This is a genomic window from Colwellia sp. BRX10-4 (assembly GCF_014077465.1).
GTDB lineage: Bacteria > Pseudomonadota > Gammaproteobacteria > Enterobacterales > Alteromonadaceae > Colwellia_A.
Genome location: NZ_JACGVZ010000007.1, coordinates 26,704 through 46,320 on the forward strand (window position 1 = coordinate 26,704; position 19,617 = coordinate 46,320).

Genomic DNA, 19,617 nt, shown 5'->3' on the forward strand with positions numbered 1-19,617 from the left:
ACAACTAATATAAAATGTTAATATCGTATAGCTTCCTATAACTATCTAACGAGCCACGCGAGAAGCTTATCTAAATAATGGCATTACACTTGTTATTGCTTGAAGTATTGTTGGAGAAAAGCATTTTATATTTGTGGCAGCTGAAAATATATTGTTTAACATGATTAGAGTATCAATAATGAACGTTCAACATAAAAATGATGGAGCGCAGCTATGAATGAAAAAATTACAGCACTTAAGTCAGAATTAGCACTCCTTAAGGAACAATTTGCTAGAAAAATTACTGATGCAGAAATTCGTTTAAAAAATATGATTGAACAAGAAAGCCTAGATACTTCGGTTGAACGTGGCTATAAAATTCAAGCTTCTTTTGAAGAGCCCGTAGATTCTTTATCTAATGGTGAATGTGTAATTTTACTGCATGGGCTTGCACGTTCCGCTAACTCGATGAAAGCTATTGAAAAACGATTGTTAGCAGAAGGTTATTTTGTGATAAATATCAACTACCCTTCTAGGGATTATTCGATAGAAGAGTTGGCTGAAAAAGTGATTTCTAAAGCGCTATTAATTTGTGAAAATCGTCAAGTTAACTTTGTTACCCATTCAATGGGCGGTATATTAGTTCGCCAATATTTAAGTATGCACAAAATACCTAATTTACATAAAGTCGTGATGCTGGGCCCACCAAATAATGGCAGTGAAGTCGTTGATAAACTTAAAAATACACCTGGCTTTAGTTTTATAAATGGTGATGCGGGTATGCAATTAGGTACTGGCGAATTCAGTGTCCCTAGTAACCTTGGCAATGCTAATTTTGATTTGGGTGTTATTGCCGGTAATCAAAGTATTAATTGGATATTATCAACACTTATTCCTGATAAAGATGATGGTAAAGTTTCGGTTGCTAGTACCAAACTTGATGGTATGAATGATCACATTGAAATGGAAACGACCCATCCATTTATGATGAAAAACGAAAAAGTTATCGAACAAGTTATCCATTATCTAAAATCAGGGAGTTTTCAAAAATAATTCGGCTAGAAAACTTGCCTTTACTAATGACCTGTATATACTCACAGTAACAACTGTGTAAATTTACAGGCCCCCTATGCTAAATGAAATCAGCGAATTACGCCCTCTAACGAACCGACAACAACAAGTTTTTGATCTGATCAAAGACAAGATAAGCGATACGGGCATGCCACCAACGCGTGCTGAAATAGCCAAGTTTTTTGGCTTTAAATCAGCAAATGCAGCCGAGGAACATTTAAAAGCTTTGGCTAAAAAAGGCTATATAGAAATGTTACCAGGTACTTCTCGCGGCATTCGGTTGACTGAGAAGTTAATGGAAGAAGCCGGTTTACCGTTAATCGGCAGAGTTGCTGCAGGTGAACCTATTTTAGCTGCAGAGCATGTTGAAGATCATTATAAAGTAGACGGTAATTTGTTTCATCCAGCCGCTGATTACTTATTGAGAGTTAATGGCGAAAGCATGAAAAACATTGGCATACTTGATGGTGACTTGTTAGCAGTTCATCAAACGACCGATGTACAAAATGGCCAAGTAATTGTTGCTCGTGTCGAAGAAAATGTTACGGTTAAACGTTATAAAAGAGAAGGTAATATCGTTTACTTACATGCTGAAAATGATGATTTCTCTCCTATAAAAGTTGATTTGTCTGACCAAGAGTTTAATATTGAAGGGTTAGCTGTTGGCGTTATTCGCTCGGCAGACTGGATGTAATTAAGTTAATCTTTTTAATAAACTTAGTGGTAACGAACTAAGTCAATTTATCTAACAAATACGCTATTAAATAAGTCAAACCGATCCGTTAACTTTAGTCTATAACATAGGCTAAAGTTTGCTTTTATACCCTTTCGTATTCTTTTCATGCAAACCTTCCTCTTTCCTAAGAATAATTTTCATTCTAAACCCCATTCAAACAACTTTATCTTTTTCTGATTAAAAAATAACCACTATCAATTTTTGTAATACGCGTAGTTATACTTAGCTGTTTATTTTTAATACTACGGCTACAGCCCTTTGTTATTAGGCATTATTTTATATTAGAGTTGATACTCTATTGTTTTTATTGGTTTTTATTTTAAAATAGCTCGATTTTTAAATTGACCCAGATCAACTTTTAAGTAATTCTAGTTTGGAATGTGTACAAATATAAATATAAGGCGATGTTTTCGACGCTAACTGGTTGATAACAAAATCGCTAAGAAAATAATAAAAATCCGTACTAAAGGATGTGTTTTGTCCTAGGTATCAAGTTTTAAACTTTTATAGGGTGAAGGAGATGTCGTGTGAAAAGACGTAACCTAGGTTGGCTGTTGTTGGGGAGTGTTCTTTCCAGTTCAGCTTGGGCAGATATGCAATTAAATCTGACCAAGGGTGTAACAGAAGTAAGTAGAGATGTTTATGATCTACATATGCTCGCAATGTATATATGTGTAGCAATCGGTGTGGTTGTTTTTGGTGCTATGTTTTGGTCAATGGTTTTCCACCGAAAATCCAAAGGGGCTAAATCAGCAGATTTTCATGAAAGTACAAAAGTAGAGATTCTCTGGACAGCAATTCCCATTGTCATTCTTATCGCTATGGCTGTACCAGCAACGAAAACACTGATCGAAATGGAAAATAACGACGATTCTGACGTTACCATTCAGATCACAGGTTCTCAGTGGAAGTGGCATTATAAATATTTTGATCAAGATATTGAGTTCTACTCCGTTTTATCTACGCCAAGACCACAGTATGAGACACAAGAAGGTAAACACCTTAGTGTTGATGCCGGCGACAAAGTCAAAGGTGAAAATTATTTACTCGAAGTTGATAAACACCTTGTCATTCCAGTTAATAAGAAAGTAAGATTTTTAATCACTTCTGACGATGTTATTCATGCCTGGTGGGTACCTGCTTTTGCAGTAAAACAAGATGCTATCCCAGGATTTATTAATGAAGCATGGACAAAAGTTGACGAGCCTGGGCTATACCGAGGTCAGTGTGCTGAGCTTTGTGGTAAAGATCACGGTTTTATGCCTATTGTTGTCGAAGTAAAGTCTGAAGCTGATTATGCTCTTTGGCTCGATGAGCAACACGAATTTAATGCGCAAGCTGCTGCTGCTGAGAAAGCGTCTCTTAACGCTTCCGCATCAATGGATGAACTGATGACTTTGGGTGAAACTACCTATGTTGCCTACTGTGCTGCCTGTCATCAAGTTTCTGGTGCTGGTCTACCTCCAGCATTTCCTGCACTTAAAGGAAGCTCTGTTGCTACGGGTAGTATTGCTGCGCATATTGATATTGTACTCAATGGTAAAGCGGGTTCAGGTATGCAAGCTTATGATAAGCAGTTAAGTATGAAGCAAATTGCTGCAGTTGTGACCTATGAGCGTAATGCTTGGGGTAACAATACCGGCGATGTCGTACAAGCCGCTGATGTTAAAAGTTTTGCTAACGATTCAGGCAATGACACAGAAACACCGGTAAAAGTCGCTGAAGTGGTTGTTGAAGAAGCCCCAGCAGAAGATCTAACTAGAGTGTATAGCGAAGATGAATTGATGGTTATGGGTGAGCAAGTTTACATGAAAGCTTGTGCTGCTTGTCATCAAGTTTCTGGTGCGGGTTTACCTCCGGCATTTCCTGCACTAAAAGATAGTGTAATTGCACTGGGTGACATTGCTGTGCATATAGACATGGTTATTAATGGCAGTAAGAAAAACCCTGCTATGGCTGCTTTTGGTAGCCAGTTAACTAAAACCGAAATAGCGGCTGTTGTTACTTATGAGCGTAATGCTTGGGGCAATAACACCGGTGATTTAGTACAACCTGCAGCCGTTAATGCTGCTAGTGCGAAGTAGGGGGATATAAAATGACTACAGACGTTATAGAACAAGAATCGCACGACGATCATCATGATGACCATAAAATGAAAGGCATCAAGCGTTGGTTGTACACGACAAATCATAAAGATATAGGTACGTTATATCTATGGTTTGCTTTTATTATGCTATTAACCGGCGGCGCTTTAGCTATGGTTATTCGAGCCGAGTTATTCCAACCCGGTTTGCAAATAGTAGAGCCTGATTTTTTCAATCAGCTAACTACTGTACATGGTTTGATCATGGTGTTTGGTGCAATTATGCCGGCCTTTACGGGGTTTGCAAACTGGATGATACCTATGATGATTGGTGCGCCAGATATGGCTTTACCACGTATGAATAACTGGAGCTTCTGGATTCTACCTTTTGCTTTTGGGATTCTTTTGTCTACATTCTTTATGGAGTCAGGTGCGCCTAACTTTGGTTGGACATTCTACGCACCACTTTCTACAACCTATTCAAATGGTAGTACGGCATTTTTTGTTTTTGCTGTTCATATTATGGGTATCTCATCAATAATGGGTGCCATTAATATTGTTGTTACTATTATGAATATGCGTGCGCCGGGTATGACTTACATGAAAATGCCATTGTTTGTTTGGACATTTTTTATTACCGCCTACTTATTGATTGCGGTAATGCCGGTGCTCGCTGGTGTGGTAACTATGTTGTTAACGGACACTTATTTTGGCACGAGTTTCTTTGATGCCGCTGGTGGCGGTGACCCGGTATTGTTCCAGCATCTTTTCTGGTTCTTCGGGCATCCTGAAGTTTACATCATGATCTTACCTGCTTTTGGCATTGTTTCGACAATTATACCAGCGTTTGCTCGTAAAAAGTTATTTGGCTACAGCTCAATGGTTTATGCAACGGCATCGATTGCTGTGTTGTCATTTATTGTTTGGGCACATCACATGTTCACGACAGGTATGCCGTTATTTGGTGAACTGTTCTTCATGTATTGCACCATGTTAATTGCCGTACCTACGGGTGTTAAAGTGTTCAACTGGGTCGCAACTATGTGGCGTGGTTCAATGAGTTTTGAAACACCAATGCTATTTTCTATCGCATTTGTCATCTTATTTACTATAGGCGGGTTTTCAGGCTTGATGTTGGCATTAACGCCTGTCGATTTTCAATACCATGATACCTACTTTGTTGTTGCCCATTTTCATTATGTGTTGGTTACAGGTTCATTATTCTCGATTTATGCTGGTGCATACTTCTGGTTACCAAAATGGACAGGTCATATGTATAACGAGTCATTAGCTAAATGGCATTTTTGGTGTTCACTGATTTCAGTTAATTTACTATTCTTCCCTATGCACTTTTTAGGATTAGCGGGCATGCCTCGTCGTATCCCAGATTATGCGTTGCAGTTTGCTGATTTCAACAAGTGGGTGAGTATTGGTGGTTTTGCCTTTGGCCTTTCGCAACTAATATTCTTAGCGGTAGTCATTAAGTGTATTAGAGGTGGAGAGAAAGCAGCGGCTAAGCCTTGGGATGGCGCTGAAGGTTTAGAGTGGACTGTTGCAAGTCCTGCTCCGTACCATACATTTTCAACACCACCAAAAATTGATTAAGTTAATAAAATATGAATAAAGGTGACGAATTGCAAAATTCAAATAACAAAGATAGTGCTGCTATAACGAAAAACAATCAAGTGATAAAAAAGCTGGTTATGATTGTTTTTGGTATGTTTGCTTTTGGTTTTGCACTTGTCCCTTTATATGATGTGTTTTGTGATATTACTGGTTTGAATGGAAAAACGTCAACCACTGCCGCCGCTGTCTATAATGTTGATCAGATTGACACAAAAAGAATTGTAACGGTGCAGTTTATTAGTCGAACCGCTCAAGGTATACCTTGGCAGTTTGAACCTATGGTCCGTGAAATAAAAGTTCATCCCGGTGAAATGAAACTTGTTAAATTTTATGCAAAAAATGAATCCACCCGCGATATTATTGGCCAAGCAGTTCCGTCAGTATCGCCCGGTTTAGCGGCAGCGTATTTTCAAAAAATTGAATGTTTTTGTTTTACGCAGCAACCGCTACAAGCGAATGAAGAGGTAGAGATGGCGTTACAGTTTTATGTTGACCCAGAATTACCTGAAGATATTTCAACGCTAACGTTGTCGTACACTTTGTATGACGTGACCGGAAAAGTGGAATCGTAGCAATTTATACTGTTCACTTAGCGTGTAACAGTATTTGTTTAGGGGAATAATAATGACAACAAAAGAATATGAAAGTTATTACGTACCATCACAAAGTCATTGGCCAATTGTTGGCGCAGTGGCACTTTTTTTAATTGCTATTGGCGCCGGAAACTATGTTTCTACGTTAAATAGTGGCGAAGGTGGCATTGGCGGTTATATATTGCTTGCCGGCATTTGTTTAGTTATATACATGCTCTATGGTTGGTTCAGTAATGTTATAAACGAATCGATGGCGGGTAAGTATAGCCATCAAATGGATAACTCATTTCGTCAAGGGATGAGCTGGTTTATTTTTTCTGAAGTGATGTTTTTTGCAGCATTCTTTGGTGCCTTATTTTATGCCCGCACGTTATCGGTACCTTGGTTGGGCGGTGCAGATAATAATGCCATGACCGGTGCTGTTTTATGGCCTGAGTTTGTCGCAAGTTGGCCGTTATTAGTCACACCAGATGGAACCGAAACAACGCAAATGGGCTGGTATGGCCTACCGTTAATTAATACTATTTTGTTATTAACTTCTTCAATTACTGCCCATTTAGCACACTCAGCCTTAGAAAAAGATAATCGTAAAATGCTGAAAATATGGTTAGGTTTTACCATATTGTTAGGTGTTGTCTTTTTATTCTTGCAAGTTGTCGAGTACATGCACGGCTATTCAGAAGAAATGAAATTGTACTTAACCAGTGGTATCTATGGTTCAACTTTCTACTTACTGACCGGCTTTCATGGTATGCACGTTACCTTAGGTACCATCATGCTTATTGTGGTGTTTTTAAGAGTGTTGAAAGGCCACTTTACCCCAACCAATGCTTTTGCTTTTGAAGCGACAAGCTGGTATTGGCATTTTGTTGATGTGGTTTGGGTGATACTATTTGTTTTTGTTTATATTGTATAAACAATTACTGATATAAAAGTTTAAAAAATGTTGTAGGTGGAGCTAGCTTCACCTACCTTTTATTTTTAAGCGAGTCGATTAGAACGGTCGTGGGTGTGGTGTAATAACGCCTGTTAAAATAGCGACTAACATAAGTATAATAATGAAGGCTGAAATCATCACACGTCGGCCAATAAATTTTGACATTGACGGTTTACTTGGGTCATTTTTGTTTAAGACAAAAAGTGCCTGAAACAGGCTAAATACCATGAAGACTAAGCAGCCAATAATAATTATTTTTATCGTAAATGCCATTTAAAAATTTCCTATGTTGTTATGTTCGCTTTAAGCATATTTAAGGAGTTAATTGTTTGAAAAATTTTATATCAAACATTCGCCTACCTTGGTTGATATTTACCCTACTTGTTTTTTCCGGATTAGTAAAACTCGGATTATGGCAAAGTGATCGTGCTTTACAAAAAGAGCAACGCATCGAAACCATTACACAATTGAGTCAAACACAAGCCTTGTCTCTTTCTCAAGTACTTTCAGAAAAAAATGAAATTAATGATCTACCGATCACTATGTTTGGGGAATTTGATAATAATACTATTTTTTTATTAGACAACCAAACGAATAAAGGACAATTAGGTTATCGTGTTTATCAAGTGTTTAATAGTGGTGATCAGGCGGTCTTAGTTAATTTAGGTTGGGTAGTAGGTTCTATAAATCGTCAAGAAATTCCCGATGTGCAGGCTATTATTGGAAGGTATCAACTATCAGGTCACGTACGTAAAATCGAGCAAGGCATAATGTTAATGGAGCAAGTCTTGGTTAAAGATGAGTGGCCATTGCGTGTTCAGCAAATAGAATTAGATAAATTTTCAACATTAATTTCACGTCAACTCTTGCCCTTTGTCGTCTACTTAGATAAAACAGAGAGTGTGGGTTATGAAAAAAATTGGCAACCAATTGTTATGCCACCCGAAAAACATCGTGCTTATGCCTTTCAATGGTTCAGTTTAGCGATAGCATGGTTATTGTTAATGATATGGGCGTCAATCAAGTTGGGTAAAAATAGTGAACAAACGTTAAATCACTAATAAAAAAAATAATAAGGTGTAAGTGTATGAATGATGTATCACAGAAAAAATCTCGTCGTAGTATGGTCATGGTGCTGGGCGCTTTTATCCTCCCTATCGTATTAGCAAAACTCGCCTTAACTCAAAATTGGCTTGAATATGGTGTGACAAACAAGGGCACTTTAGTCGAGAATGAACTTACTCTTGAGAAATTAGGTTTAAGTCAAGCCACTTTACAAGATACTTGGTCAATTATTTATAGCTTGCCACAGCATTGTGATGATCACTGTGAACAAACGTTACTTAGTGTTAATAACTCTTACATAGCCTTGGGTAGAGAAATGCCCAGAGTAAAGCGTGTTGCACTTTCTCCTAATCCACTCTCACCTCAGCAAACGCAAAGGTTAACTGAAAACAGCTGGGTGATTATTCCTACTCCAAGCCTAGTTGATAACTTTTTATCAGATGCAAAAGTCTTAGTTGTTGACCCTTTAGGTAATGTGGTTTTATCGCATAAACCACCGAGAAATGATGATGCTCAAGCAATGTTTGGTAAAGAAATTTTAGCAGATATGAAGAAATTACTTAAGTATTCGAGGGTTGGTTAAAATGAAAAATCAAGTTAATCATCGTGTTCGTACCTTAGTATTAATTAGTATTGTATTAGCACTAATCGTGGTTAGTTTAGGTGCTTATGCGCGTTTAACGCATGCAGGTTTAGGCTGTCCAGATTGGCCAGGTTGTTATGGATTAATCGATGTGCCAGTAACTGCAGAACAAATCATTAAAGCAGAGCAAGCATTTCCAGAAAGAAAAGTTGAAGTGCATAAAGCATGGAATGAAATGATCCATCGATATTTTGCTGGTGCGTTGGGTTTATTAATTTTAGCGATAGCATTTATGTCTTATCGACAACGCGATCAAGGAACGCCTTTAAGGTTGCCGATGTTAATACTCGCGGTGGTTATTTTTCAAGCGGCTTTGGGTATGTGGACCGTAACCATGAAATTAATGCCGATTGTCGTTATGGGTCATTTACTTGGTGGTTTTACAACCTTGAGTTTATTATTTTTATTATACTTACGCTTGGCTGACTTTAGGGTACCAGGTGGTGATTTCGCCATTAAGAAATATGGCAGATACGGCTTAATTGGTATTGTACTGTTAACCGCACAAATAGGTTTAGGGGGCTGGACATCGTCAAACTATGCTGCCTTGGTTTGTACTGAATTACCTATTTGCCAATCAGGCTGGCAAGAGCAAATGACCTTCAAAGATTCATTTGATTTGATCCCACCAGAAAAAGACAGTTACGAATTTGGTCATTTATCTCATGCTTCACGTGTAACGATTCATGTTGTTCATCGATTGGGAGCCATTGTCACTGGGCTTTATCTTTTTTGGTTAGCATTAATGGTATTTCGAAAATCTCAATCTGCATTTTTTAAGAATGCAGCTATTAGCTTAGCGTTTATTCTTAGTTGCCAAATATTATTGGGCATTAGCAATATCTGGTTCTCATTACCGTTAGCAGTTGCGGTGAGTCATAACGTGGTAGCAGCATGTCTAATGTTGTCTTTGATCACGTTAACCTACAGTTTACGACGGAAATTATAAGGAATACCTATGAGCGAATCAGTATCAACAGAAAGCCCCAATGGACCAGTAACTACCCCTGAAGTTACAGAGACTAAAACCGCTATTTGGCGAGATTATTATGAAATCACTAAGCCTCGTGTAGTGGCACTCTTAGTGTTAACTGCTTTGGTGGGTATGTGTCTTTCTGTTCCGGGTACCATTCCATGGCAAGTGCTTATTCCTTCAATGGTGGGTATTGGATTTTTATCATCGGCCGCCGCCGCGATAAATCACATTGTTGATGAACGAATTGACAGTATTATGGGGCGAACTTATAACCGGCCCGTTGCTACGGGACGTTTAACGCCAAGAAATGCAACTTTGTTTGCTATGTTTTTAGCGGTCAGTGGTTTTGCCATTTTATATAGCTTGGTTAATCCCCTAACGGCATGGCTTACTTTTGCAGGTTTGGTAGGGTACAGTTTTGTTTATACTATGTATTTGAAACGAGCTACGCCTCAAAATATCACGATAGGTGGCTTAGCTGGAGCCATTCCACCATTGTTAGGTTGGACAGCAATGACCAATGAAATACACCCTAATGCTTTGTTATTAGTGTTATTGATTTTTACTTGGACACCTCCTCATTTTTGGGCATTAGCGATACACCGTAAAGACGAATATGCAAAAGTAAATATTCCCATGTTACCGGTAACCCATGGGGTAAATTTTACAAAAACCCAAATTTTACTTTATACCGTGTTACTTTTTGTTGTTGGCTTGTTACCTTATTTAGTGGGAATGAGTAATTGGTTATATTTAATTGGTGCAGTAACATTGAATCTAATGTTTTTTGCTTACGCCTGGAAACTTAAGTTTAATGCCGATGAGAATACGGCAATGGACACCTTTAAATTTTCAATCGTACATTTAATGGGCTTGTTTATTATCCTATTGCTTGACCATTATTTATTACCTATGATACCAAGCTGATCAATTATCTGCTCATTGTTATGGGTTAAAGACAAAGCTACTTCGATATAATCTTTAGTAGTAGGGTAACGACTTAGTAAATTTTATATCGGGTATTTATCTATTTTTGACTGATGAAAAGTAGATCATTTAATCTGTCAAATGGCTATTGGATAAGACAAACGGAAATAATTAAATATGAACAAGTTGTTGTATGTCATTGTCGCCCTTGTTGCTTGTGCAGTAGGTTTTTTTGTCTTTCAAAAAGCGACAGTATTACCACAGCCCGAACATGCTTTATATTATCAGCAGGTTCGGGAAGTTAAGCCGTTTCAATTAACGGATCATCATAACCAAGCCTTTACCAAAGAACAGTTAGCCAATAAATGGTCGTGGGTATTTCTAGGGTATACTTCTTGCCCTGATGTTTGCCCAACTACATTACAAGAACTAAACTTTGTTTATGATGATTTAAAAGCGATCAGTAAAGATACACAAATTTTATTGGTTTCGGTTGATCCTATTAGAGATACGCCAGAAAAATTAGCTCAGTATATAGCTTACTTTAATGAGGAGTTTATTGCGCTTACGGCTGACCATGGTGTGTTATTTCCGTTTGCTCGTAACTTAGGCATGATGTATGCGATTAACGAGCCTGAAGGCGACAATAATGGTTACTTGGTCGATCACAGTGCTTCTTTAGTGTTAATTAATCCACAGGGAGATATCGCGGCTATATTTAAGCCAAGACAAGCCTTGGGTGTATTACCTACCATTGATGGCGAGAAGCTGGTCAGTGATTTTGCAAAGATTGTAAAATTAGCTGAATAAAGGAAACTTGCCATCCTTAACTTTACTGGCTGACAAGTTTTTTAAATCGTTATATTTGTTAAAGTGGATACCACTGCAAACCTTCTTTTAAGACAAACCATGGCTTTGAGTACCAATAATAACGTCCTGGCTCACTAATGCTTGGCGCGGTACAGTTACAGCGAACACGGCCAATGGGCAAGGGCGCGCTATAATTAATGGTAAAGCTATTTTCTTCTTGCCATTCTATCTTTTGTCGACCTAAACCCGAAATATAACAGTTCAATTGTGCGGGAAGAAAATCTTCAACAACAACATCAAAAGTCACTGATTTCGATTGGTTATACTCGACAATGGTACTTGCATTTTCATTACGTAAAGTCATGTTGAAAGGTAAAGATTTTAATTTATCTCGCAGACTAGATATTTGATCATAGGGTTTTGACGCAGGAAAACGTGGCACGCTTGTTAAATCTGTCGCTAAGCCTACGGCTCCTGATTGTTGTGAAAAAGCAATAAAATCGTTTTTTGCTACCCATTCTTGTATTGCCGGTGTGTACTCACCATAAGGGTAAGCAAAATAGCGCCAACTTTGTCCGGTTTTTTCTTTAATAATACTTTCAGCCTCTAATAACAGCTCAGTATGTTTTATTAGCCACTGCTGTTCTGTTAAACCCTCACTAATACGGGCCATAGAGTCATGTTCCATGCCATGGTTAGCTATAATAACGCCTTGATTAGCCATTGTTTTAAGTTGTTGCCAAGTAAGATAGTTACTCGAACCACGATCAACAATGGCAGGGTTGATAAAAATCGTAAAAGGATAATTAAACTTGTCGAGAATGGGCTTACCATTGAGTAGAATATCAAGATAAGCATCATCAAATGTTATTGCCACTGTTTTGTCAGTAATAGGTTGCTGTTTCTTGATAGAATTCATTAAATCTGAGAGCGCGATGACATTAAAATTGTTATCAGATAAATACTGCATATGAACTTTAAACTGTTCCGGTGAAATACTAGTACTTGCCGGTGTTTTGTCACTAACATGGTGATATTGTAAAATTACAGCGGCAAAGCTAGAAAAGTGGAAGCAAGATAGCAATAGTGCAGGTAATAAAAATTTCATGAGTGAAGCCCTTGTTTAGTCAGTCATAAAAATAGCGCGTTTTGCTTTCTTTTTATAGTAAATCTTCAGGTAATTTTTATATGGAATACTTTTTTGAACGTTAATACTATCAAACACCATAAACAACTATTTCTCATCGCCTTACCGATGATATTTTCAAATATCACCATACCTCTTTTAGGCTTAGTTGATACTGCTGTTTTAGGACATTTAGACCAAGCCTATTATTTAGGTGGTAGTACAGTTGGGGCAATGATTATTACCTTTGTTACTTGGTTGTGCGGCTTTTTACGTATGTCGACTACAGGTCTTACCGCTCAAGCATTAGGTGAAGAAAACGCACAAAAAAGTTTATTGGTTCTGCTACGGGGGTTGTTAGTGGCTTGCTTAATTGGTGGTGCACTGATTTTGTTACAGTCATTTTATCTTGATCTAAGCTTGGGGTTAGCTGGGGGATCTGAACAAATACAATTTTATGCTAAACAATATTGCGATATCCGTATTTGGGGTTTACCTGCTGCGTTATCAAATCTTGTTATATTAGGATGGTTGTTGGGCAATCATAAAGCGAAGGCGGTAATGTGGATATTGATCGTCACTAACTTAATTAACTTGTCGCTAGATCTATTGTTTGTTTTAGTGTTTGACTGGCAAGTACAAGGGGTGGCGTCAGCAACGTTAATTGCTGAATATTCAGGTGTTATTATAGGGTTGGCTTATATTATCTTTGCGCAACAGATAGGTAATCGACAATCCCTAAAAAGTATATTAATAAAAATGATGGGGAAATTTACTGATATCAGAGATCAGTTATTCGAGAAGTCAGCGTTGATCAATTACTTTCAACTTAATCGAGATATTCTTATTCGAACACTATGCTTAGAGATTTGTTTTGTCTTTATTACTTTTCAAGGGGCTAGGTTAGGGGACGATGTTATAGCAACTAATGCCATTTTAATGAACTTTGTTTTGTTAATTTCATTTGGATTAGACGGCATTGCTAATGCAGCAGAAGTGTTAGTGGGTAAAGCACAAGGGCAAAAAAATCTTCAACAGCGTAATTTTGTCGTCAAAATCGCTTTATTTTGGACAGGACTCTTTGCGCTAACTTATAGTGCACTCTTTGCCATAGCAGGTGATTTCTTGATTGGTTTACTAACCGACATTCCAGAGGTTGTTTTTACGACCGAACAATATGTACATTGGATGATTATCTTACCTATATTAGGCTGTTGGTGTTATTTATTTGATGGCGTTTTTGTTGGTCTAATGAAAGCCAATGTGATGCGAAATAGCATGATAATTGCGACCTTTGGTTGCTTTTTTCCAATGTGGTGGCTATTACAAGGGTTTGGTAATCATGGTTTATGGGCTGCATTTAGTGTGTTTTTGCTGGTACGAGGATTAAGCTTAGCTTGGCATTATTATCGCGTTATAGAAAAACAAGCCATTAGTCTTTAATTTTTTTATTTGCTCGTCGATCAAAAATATTGAGTAAACGATTAGCAAATATCCCACTGTAACCCCAAGCAGAGGTTAACAGACCAAGGGCTAAAAAAATAATGCCGGCGATTTGCCAATAATAATGGTAATAGTAACCGATAAAAATTAAGCATGCGCCAATAGCAAAAAGACCAAGTCCGCGAGTAAAAAGCACTAAGCTTCTTTGCGGGTCTTGGCCTAATTTTTCAAGTATTGTTATCATTTTAAATTAATGAATAACTTAGCAGTCAGTATAGTTGTTGGGTTAACGAACAAATAACTTAATAGTAAGAATGATCACCACGTTCGTGTTCAGTCATATCACGAACACCTTTTATCTCGCCTGCCATTGTTTCGAGAAGTTGTTTTTCGATACCATCTTTTACAGTGACATCAATTTGACTACAACCATTACAGCCACCACCAAATTGTAGAATAGCGAAACCGTCGTCAGTAATTTCCATTAACGTACACTCACCACCATGGCCAGCTAATTGTGGATTAACTTCTGCTTTTAAGAAGTAGTCAACACGTTCGAATAATGGCGCATCGTCATTTACTTTTCTTAATTTAGCATTTGGCGCTTTTAAAGTTAATTGTGAACCCATTTGATCTGTAGTGAAATCAATTTCAGCATCTTCTAAGTACAGCTTACTGTCACCGTCGATATAAGCAGAGAAGTATTCGAATTTCATTTCAATATCTTCAGGTTCTATCGCGTCAGCTGGGCAGTAAGACACGCCACACTCTGCACTAGCAGTACCTGGGTTAACAACAAATACACGGATACTTGTGCCTTCTGCTTGTTGTTCTAATAATTTAGTGAAATGCGATTGTGCTGTTTCGGAAATATTGATCATCACGGTTATTACTCTCTTACACTTGTTACCAAAATTTCTCTAAAGTTTCTCACGGACCTTAAAGATTGAAAATATTAATACCTGACTAATTTAGTCAGGTATTAATATTTTACGCTGTTATCCACCTATACGCTAGTGAAATTATAGTTAATTGAAATAACAATATGATAAAAAGAGACAGTTATTCTGGTGTGTTTCGATAGATTTTGGTATTTTATTGTTATTGAATTCAAGGATATATTTTATGTTACCACGATTGTTTTTAGCCGTGCTGGTCGGTTTTTTTATTTTGTCACCATTGGGTTATGCGGCAAAAGTTACCGACTATTTACCAACCGATCATACTTACAATCAAGCTATTCCTACCCCGGAAAGCTCATTAGGCTTTGGCATTGGCGAGCGACATATTCGTCATGATCAACTTCTCAACTACGTCAAAGTATTAGCAAGCAGCTCAGAGCGGATCACACTAACTGATATTGGACAGACCCAAGAACTTCGCCAGCAAGTGTTATTGACGATTTCTTCTAAAGATAATTTAGCTAATTTGAGTGAAATTTTGGCAAAAAGATCAGCCACGGGTAGTACCGATGACATAAGTTCACCGCTAGTCATTTGGCTTGGCTACAGTGTACACGGTGATGAGATAAGTGGCGCTAATGCGGCGATGGCTGTGGCGTATCATTTGGCGGCAAGTGAAAATACTGATATAAAACAAATGCTAGAAAATACCCTAATTGTTATTGAACCAAGTATAAACCCCGATGGCATGGATAGATTTGTGCAATGGGCGAATATGCACCGTGGCAGCACACCTAATGCGGATCCTAATCATATCGAGCATCACCAAGGTTGGCTTACCGGTCGTACCAACCATTTTGGTTTTGATCTTAACCGTGACTGGTTATTACTTGCACAAAAAGAAAGTCAACATAGATTAGCGTATTTTCACCAATATCAGCCTCATGTATTAGGGGATTTTCATGAGATGAGTGCCAATGGCAGTTATTTTTTTCAACCGGGCATCCCAACGCGTACTCACCCATTAACGCCAAGTGCCAATACAGAAATAACACAACTTTTAGCAAGCTATCATGCGAAGGCACTTGATAAAGATAATCGCCTTTATTACAGCCAAGAAAATTTCGATGACTTTTATTACGGTAAAGGATCTACTTACCCAGACATTAACGGTGGAGTCGGTATTTTATTCGAACAAGCAAGTAGCCGAGGCATGCAACAAAACAGTGATAATGGCTTATTAACCTTTGAGTTTGGTATTCAAAATCACGTATTAACTTCACTCTCTACCATTGAGGGGGCATGGAAAAATAAGACCGAGCTACTGAGTTATCAAAAAAACTTTTATAAAGAGTCAGAAAAATTGGCTGATCAAGAGAGCTTTAGTGGCTACTTATTACATGAAACACATGATTCTTATCGCCTCAACGTCTTACTTGATAAATTAAAACAACATCAGATCAAGGCCTATCCGCTGACTGACGATTTTCGTTTAGCCGGTGTTGTTTATGCTAAAGAGCATAGCTTTTATGTGCCATTAGACCAGCGTCAGTATCGAGTTATTCAAGCGTTGTTTTCGCAGCAAACTCAGTTCGAAGACAATACCTTTTATGATGTTTCTGGTTGGACAATGCCACTGGCAATGGACATAGACTTTTATCGGGTTGGTCGTACTTGGGGATTAAAACTGGCAGATAATGCTTGGGACAAGCCAACAAATATAGCAGATAACAGTGGTATTGAGCAACAGGCGTATGCCTACGCATTTGAGTGGCATCATTTTTTAGCCCCAAAATTACTCAATGACTTGCTTAATAAAGGTATTAAAGCAAAGGTTGCCACAAAAACTTTTTCTTCACGATTTAAAATTGATGGAAAAATGGTTAATAAAGATTTTGCGCGTGGCAGTATTATTATTCCTGCAGGCATACAAACGCAATTAAATTGGCGTGATATTGTCAGGCAAAGTAGTCAAAAAATTGATATACCTATTATTAGCTTGTCGACAGGATTAACCGTTAAAGGTATCGATATAGGTAGTGGCTCTTTCCGGTTATTATCGCCAGTAAAGGTTTTAATGCTCGGAGGTAAAGGCGTATCTCAATACGAGAGTGCAGAGATGTTATTTTATCTTGACGATACCCTGTCAATTCCTGTAACGGTTGTAGAACAGCAGCGTTTAGCAAAAATTGAGTTAAGTGGTTATAGCCATATTATTATGGTTGATGGAAAATACGATTCTCTTGGTCAAGATGATGTCGATAAAATAGCAGCATGGACAAAAAGTGGTGGTGTTATTTTTGGGCAGAAACGAGCAGCTAAATTTTTATCAGAATATGAATTACTGGCGATGAATTTTATTACTACTAATGAAATCAACCAGTTATTTGATATGGATAATGTCCGCTACCAAGACAAAGAAAAACTGGCTGGACGTAAACGTATTGCTGGCGCGATTTTTGAGTCAACACTCGATACTTCGCATCCGTTAGCTTATGGTTATACGGATAACCGTTTACCGTTATTTCGCAACAGTACATTAATTTTGCAACATAGTTCAAAGCCCTTCATCTCAGTGGCGAAGTATAATGCACGCCCATTATTGAGCGGTTATGCTGATAAAAATATGGTCAATCGAGTGGCAAGTTCTTCAGCTATAGTTGCCCATAATTATGGCAATGGGCGAGTGATTGCCAGTACTGACAATTTAGCTTTTAGAGGCTATTGGTTAGGCAGTTCAAAGTTAATAGCGAACAGCTTATTTTTTGCTAAAGCTTTTAACGTTTCTACGACTCATTAATGATTTTTTGAGAGATGAAAAGGTTTAAATTGTGTAAAGCTAACACCGTATAAGTTAACTGTTATTAAATTTTGTTATTAGGTAAAGATAAACAAAGGCTTAATACGGTAACTTTTTTAACGCCATTAGCTTTCAATAAGCGACAAATTTCATTACACGTAGAGCCTGTTGTTACCACATCATCAAGGAGCAATACGTGTTCAGGTAAACGAGAGTGTTGATCACTTTTATTGGCTAAATATTCGTTTGACAGTTTAAAGGCATGACGTAAATTTTTACGGCGGATAACACCTGTTTGACCTGCTTGGCTTTTATCGTGACTAATACGCTGCAATGCATCTGGGCAATAGGGCATTTGTGCAAGGCGGGAAAAATTTTCTGCCAATAAATGCGCTTGATTAAAACCTCGTGTTTGCCATTTTTTCAAATGTATTGGTACGGACAATAGTAAGGGCTGATGGGAACAATGTTTATATTCATACCGTAAGGCGTTTTTCCATTGTTTAAATAATAAAACACTCAGTAAAGCCACTAACTCAAAACGGCCGTGATACTTTAGTTGCCTGACCCATAAGTCTATGGGCCATTGGTAAGCCGATACTGAGATTAACTGATCAAATACTCTTTTAGGTAATAAAGTATTTATCGCTGGCCAGGTTAATAAATCGCCGTGCAATTTTTTTAAATCAAAAAGTGGTAAATCAGCCAAGCAAAAATCACAAATAATCGCTTGGCTTTGACAGCAACCACCACATAAGTCACAACAACTTAATTGTGTTTTAAACAACTTTAAACGATCAATCAAGCTAAATGAATTTTGTTTTAAATATTGAATAAATTTTACGTAGTTAAATTCCATTTAATACCTTGTTTAAGTAAACTGTTGTTAACTTCGTTTAATAAAAATTAACGGTAATACTCTCTATTATGAGCATGGCAGAAACTTTAAAAATATCGAGTCAAGGATGCGGACTTCCGCTAGTTTTTATTCACGGCTGGGGATTAAACTCGGGCGTTTGGCAACCGAGTGTAGAAGTATTAAAAGAGCACTTTGAGGTCATCACTGTCGATTTACCTGGTTTTGGTGCCAATTTAGAACACTCATTATCTCCTTATGCTCTAGCTGAAGTTGCATCATTAATAGCGCAGTCTGTAGCAAAACCTGCGGTATATATAGGTTGGTCGTTAGGTGGTTTGATTGCTAGTGAAATAGCATTAAATTTTCCAAAGCACGTGAAAGCATTAATCACGGTTGCTAGCTCGCCTTGTTTCGTTGAGCAAGAAAACTGGTTTGGCATTAAGCCAGATGTTTTAGCAATATTTCATCGACAACTAGCAGAAGATACCGCCAAGACGATTAATAACTTTTTAAAAGTTCAGGCGATGGGCAGCCCTCATTTACGTCATGATATTAAATTGCTACGAGAGCTCGTTATGCAGTTTCCAATGCCAACAAAATCAACCTTAGATGAGTCGCTAAAATTATTGACAACCGTTGATCAGCGCGCGAGTCTCGCCCAAATATCGATACCCTACTTACGGTTATACGGAAAGCTTGATGGCTTAGTGCCGCGCAAGGCAATTACAGCTATTACTGCATTATCACCTAACAGTGATGTTGTTATTTTTGAGCAGGCATCACATGCGCCTTTTATTTCTCACCCAGGGGCGTTTATTGAAACACTAACGACTTGGCTAGCCCCTTTAGTTGAACATACTTATCGATAAATCGAACCTTTACTTTTTAGCCATATTGTATGATAATTGAACAAGAGGTTACAGGGTTAAATAGCAAAAATTAAGTGAAAATTGAGTACTTAAGCTGATTATTTAAGCTAAGTATGTAAATTAAGTCTATAAATTAAGTATTTACTTATTTGTTCGTTGATATTCTATTAAT

The 19,617-nt window shown here is 37.7% G+C and carries 19 protein-coding genes; 14 read left to right on the forward strand and 5 right to left on the reverse strand.

Translation table 11 applies throughout. The features are described 5' to 3' along the window. The first annotated feature begins 213 nt into the window (after positions 1-213). The 6 genes from H4J67_RS07775 to H4J67_RS07800 all read left to right on the forward strand — a co-directional run bounded on the left by H4J67_RS07775 (position 214) and on the right by H4J67_RS07800 (position 7,004). The gene (locus tag H4J67_RS07775; protein WP_310650656.1) at positions 214-1,032 is read left to right on the forward strand and encodes an alpha/beta fold hydrolase; all 819 of its coding nucleotides are present in this window, start codon (positions 214-216) and stop codon (positions 1,030-1,032) included. Between the two features lie 76 nt (positions 1,033-1,108). Then, positions 1,109-1,744 carry a transcriptional repressor LexA gene (gene lexA, locus H4J67_RS07780; protein ID WP_182175283.1) on the forward strand — a complete coding sequence of 212 codons (636 nt, stop codon included), beginning with the start codon at positions 1,109-1,111 and terminating at the stop codon, positions 1,742-1,744. A gap of 569 nt (positions 1,745-2,313) precedes the next feature. Continuing rightward, positions 2,314-3,870, forward strand: a complete 1,557-nt coding sequence (coxB, locus tag H4J67_RS07785; RefSeq protein ID WP_404842781.1) for a cytochrome c oxidase subunit II — start codon at positions 2,314-2,316, stop codon at positions 3,868-3,870. Between the two features lie 11 nt (positions 3,871-3,881). Then, entirely contained in the window at positions 3,882-5,474 is a 1,593-nt protein-coding gene (gene ctaD / locus H4J67_RS07790; RefSeq protein WP_182175285.1) for a cytochrome c oxidase subunit I, read from the forward strand. 11 nt (positions 5,475-5,485) lie between these two features. After that, complete coding sequence (locus H4J67_RS07795) at positions 5,486-6,067, forward strand: cytochrome c oxidase assembly protein (RefSeq protein WP_182175287.1); 582 nt, start codon at positions 5,486-5,488, stop codon at positions 6,065-6,067. A 52-nt stretch (positions 6,068-6,119) separates the two neighbouring features. Further along, entirely contained in the window at positions 6,120-7,004 is an 885-nt protein-coding gene (locus H4J67_RS07800) for a cytochrome c oxidase subunit 3 (protein ID WP_182175290.1), read from the forward strand. A 78-nt stretch (positions 7,005-7,082) separates the two neighbouring features. On the opposite strand, the gene H4J67_RS07805 is transcribed toward H4J67_RS07800, so the two are convergent. Continuing rightward, positions 7,083-7,298 (reverse strand): DUF2909 domain-containing protein, encoded by a 216-nt coding sequence (locus H4J67_RS07805; RefSeq protein WP_182175292.1) that lies wholly within the window; start codon positions 7,296-7,298, stop codon positions 7,083-7,085. Between the two features lie 56 nt (positions 7,299-7,354). On the opposite strand from H4J67_RS07805, the gene H4J67_RS07810 reads away from it, so the two are divergent. The 5 genes from H4J67_RS07810 (at position 7,355) to H4J67_RS07830 (ending at position 11,446) form a co-directional block, all read left to right on the forward strand. Continuing rightward, positions 7,355-8,086 carry an SURF1 family protein gene (locus H4J67_RS07810; protein ID WP_182175294.1) on the forward strand — a complete coding sequence of 244 codons (732 nt, stop codon included), beginning with the start codon at positions 7,355-7,357 and terminating at the stop codon, positions 8,084-8,086. A gap of 26 nt (positions 8,087-8,112) precedes the next feature. Further along, positions 8,113-8,673 (forward strand): hypothetical protein, encoded by a 561-nt coding sequence (locus H4J67_RS07815; RefSeq protein WP_182175297.1) that lies wholly within the window; start codon positions 8,113-8,115, stop codon positions 8,671-8,673. A gap of 1 nt (position 8,674) precedes the next feature. After that, positions 8,675-9,682 carry a heme A synthase gene (locus H4J67_RS07820; RefSeq protein ID WP_182175300.1) on the forward strand — a complete coding sequence of 336 codons (1,008 nt, stop codon included), beginning with the start codon at positions 8,675-8,677 and terminating at the stop codon, positions 9,680-9,682. A gap of 9 nt (positions 9,683-9,691) precedes the next feature. Continuing rightward, on the forward strand, positions 9,692-10,636 hold the full coding sequence (gene cyoE / locus H4J67_RS07825; protein WP_182175303.1) for a heme o synthase: 945 nt from the start codon (positions 9,692-9,694) through the stop codon (positions 10,634-10,636). Positions 10,637-10,813: 177 nt separating this feature from the next. Further along, positions 10,814-11,446 carry an SCO family protein gene (locus H4J67_RS07830; protein WP_182175306.1) on the forward strand — a complete coding sequence of 211 codons (633 nt, stop codon included), beginning with the start codon at positions 10,814-10,816 and terminating at the stop codon, positions 11,444-11,446. Between the two features lie 58 nt (positions 11,447-11,504). Here the strand turns inward: H4J67_RS07830 and H4J67_RS07835 are convergent, their stop codons facing one another. Continuing rightward, the gene (locus tag H4J67_RS07835; protein WP_182203393.1) at positions 11,505-12,554 is read right to left on the reverse strand and encodes a polysaccharide deacetylase family protein; all 1,050 of its coding nucleotides are present in this window, start codon (positions 12,552-12,554) and stop codon (positions 11,505-11,507) included. A gap of 147 nt (positions 12,555-12,701) precedes the next feature. Between H4J67_RS07835 and H4J67_RS07840 the strand changes: the two genes are divergently transcribed. Beyond that, complete coding sequence (locus H4J67_RS07840) at positions 12,702-14,015, forward strand: MATE family efflux transporter (protein ID WP_182203461.1); 1,314 nt, start codon at positions 12,702-12,704, stop codon at positions 14,013-14,015. Here the strand turns inward: H4J67_RS07840 and H4J67_RS07845 are convergent. Beyond that, a complete protein-coding gene (locus H4J67_RS07845; RefSeq protein ID WP_182175310.1) occupies positions 14,005-14,259 on the reverse strand; it encodes a hypothetical protein in 255 nt (84 codons plus the stop codon). The genes H4J67_RS07840 and H4J67_RS07845 overlap by 11 nt on opposite strands. 58 nt (positions 14,260-14,317) lie before the next feature. Then, positions 14,318-14,896, reverse strand: a complete 579-nt coding sequence (nfuA, locus tag H4J67_RS07850) for a Fe-S biogenesis protein NfuA (RefSeq protein ID WP_182203395.1) — start codon at positions 14,894-14,896, stop codon at positions 14,318-14,320. Between the two features lie 244 nt (positions 14,897-15,140). On the opposite strand from nfuA, the gene H4J67_RS07855 reads away from it, so the two are divergent. Beyond that, positions 15,141-17,717 carry a M14 family zinc carboxypeptidase gene (locus H4J67_RS07855; RefSeq protein ID WP_182203397.1) on the forward strand — a complete coding sequence of 859 codons (2,577 nt, stop codon included), beginning with the start codon at positions 15,141-15,143 and terminating at the stop codon, positions 17,715-17,717. Positions 17,718-17,781: 64 nt separating this feature from the next. Here H4J67_RS07855 and H4J67_RS07860 read toward each other — a convergent pair whose 3' ends face one another. Beyond that, complete coding sequence (locus H4J67_RS07860) at positions 17,782-18,576, reverse strand: ComF family protein (RefSeq protein ID WP_182203398.1); 795 nt, start codon at positions 18,574-18,576, stop codon at positions 17,782-17,784. A 68-nt stretch (positions 18,577-18,644) separates the two neighbouring features. Between H4J67_RS07860 and bioH the strand changes: the two genes are divergently transcribed. Then, positions 18,645-19,445, forward strand: a complete 801-nt coding sequence (gene bioH / locus H4J67_RS07865) for a pimeloyl-ACP methyl ester esterase BioH (RefSeq protein ID WP_220471623.1) — start codon at positions 18,645-18,647, stop codon at positions 19,443-19,445. Positions 19,446-19,617: the final 172 nt, after the last annotated feature.

What these genes read in the sequence shown, in the direction of transcription:
- H4J67_RS07830 (WP_182175306.1), top strand. Translation starts at nt 10,814, where the DNA reads ATGAACAAGTTGTTGTATGTCATTGTCGCCCTTGTTGCTTGTGCAGTA.
- bioH (WP_220471623.1), top strand. Translation starts at nt 18,645, where the DNA reads ATGAGCATGGCAGAAACTTTAAAAATATCGAGTCAAGGATGCGGACTT.
- H4J67_RS07795 (WP_182175287.1), top strand. Translation starts at nt 5,486, where the DNA reads ATGAATAAAGGTGACGAATTGCAAAATTCAAATAACAAAGATAGTGCT.
- H4J67_RS07800 (WP_182175290.1), top strand. Translation starts at nt 6,120, where the DNA reads ATGACAACAAAAGAATATGAAAGTTATTACGTACCATCACAAAGTCAT.
- H4J67_RS07835 (WP_182203393.1), bottom strand. Translation starts at nt 12,554, where the DNA reads ATGAAATTTTTATTACCTGCACTATTGCTATCTTGCTTCCACTTTTCT.
- H4J67_RS07855 (WP_182203397.1), top strand. Translation starts at nt 15,141, where the DNA reads ATGTTACCACGATTGTTTTTAGCCGTGCTGGTCGGTTTTTTTATTTTG.
- H4J67_RS07840 (WP_182203461.1), top strand. Translation starts at nt 12,702, where the DNA reads ATGATATTTTCAAATATCACCATACCTCTTTTAGGCTTAGTTGATACT.
- nfuA (WP_182203395.1), bottom strand. Translation starts at nt 14,896, where the DNA reads ATGATCAATATTTCCGAAACAGCACAATCGCATTTCACTAAATTATTA.
- H4J67_RS07845 (WP_182175310.1), bottom strand. Translation starts at nt 14,259, where the DNA reads ATGATAACAATACTTGAAAAATTAGGCCAAGACCCGCAAAGAAGCTTA.
- H4J67_RS07860 (WP_182203398.1), bottom strand. Translation starts at nt 18,576, where the DNA reads ATGGAATTTAACTACGTAAAATTTATTCAATATTTAAAACAAAATTCA.
- cyoE (WP_182175303.1), top strand. Translation starts at nt 9,692, where the DNA reads ATGAGCGAATCAGTATCAACAGAAAGCCCCAATGGACCAGTAACTACC.
- H4J67_RS07805 (WP_182175292.1), bottom strand. Translation starts at nt 7,298, where the DNA reads ATGGCATTTACGATAAAAATAATTATTATTGGCTGCTTAGTCTTCATG.
- ctaD (WP_182175285.1), top strand. Translation starts at nt 3,882, where the DNA reads ATGACTACAGACGTTATAGAACAAGAATCGCACGACGATCATCATGAT.
- H4J67_RS07815 (WP_182175297.1), top strand. Translation starts at nt 8,113, where the DNA reads ATGAATGATGTATCACAGAAAAAATCTCGTCGTAGTATGGTCATGGTG.
- H4J67_RS07775 (WP_310650656.1), top strand. Translation starts at nt 214, where the DNA reads ATGAATGAAAAAATTACAGCACTTAAGTCAGAATTAGCACTCCTTAAG.
- lexA (WP_182175283.1), top strand. Translation starts at nt 1,109, where the DNA reads ATGCTAAATGAAATCAGCGAATTACGCCCTCTAACGAACCGACAACAA.
- H4J67_RS07820 (WP_182175300.1), top strand. Translation starts at nt 8,675, where the DNA reads ATGAAAAATCAAGTTAATCATCGTGTTCGTACCTTAGTATTAATTAGT.